The sequence below is a fragment of the Actinocorallia lasiicapitis genome (assembly GCF_054778695.1).
Map to the genome: position 1 here is coordinate 1 of NZ_BAAGZI010000914.1, position 548 is coordinate 548.

Sequence of the window (548 nt, forward strand, 5' to 3'; positions counted from 1 at the left end):
GCTCGGCGACGGCACCTCCGACACGCGCAGGCCCGTCCCGTCGGCCGAGCTGGAGGGGATCGCCGCGCCCGAGGTCCTCGCCGAGGTCCTGGAGCGGCTCGCCGCCGAGCGGCTGGTCGTGCTGTCCGACGGGCACCTCGAGCTCGGGCACGAGGCGCTGATCGGGGTGTGGCCACGTCTGCGCGGCTGGCTGGAGGAGGACAGGGCCGACCTCGAGGCCCATCGGCGCCTCACCCTGGCCGCGGGGAACTGGCGGCTGCTCGGCGGCGATCCGGGCGCGCTCTACCGGGGCGGACCGCTCCTTTCGGCTCTCGCCTGGGCGGCCGAGCATCCGGGTGAGCTCAACCGGCTGGAGCAGGAGTTCCTCCGGGCGGCCCGGACGGCCGAGGCCGGTGAGGTGCGGGCCGTCCGGCAACGGAACCGCAGGCTCCGGCGGCTGCTCGCGGTGTCGGTCTGCCTGCTGCTCCTGGCCGTCGCGGGCGGCTGGATCGCGGAGGACCAGCGGAACGAGGCCGCCCGGAGCCGGACGGTCGAACGGGCGCACCAGC

At 76.5% G+C, this 548-nt stretch carries 1 protein-coding gene; it reads left to right on the top strand.

Annotated elements, in window-relative coordinates; all coding sequences use genetic code 11:
* A partial coding sequence (locus tag ACYVE7_RS35470) for an nSTAND1 domain-containing NTPase (RefSeq protein ID WP_460371091.1) occupies positions 1-548 on the top strand: 548 nt, incomplete at both ends.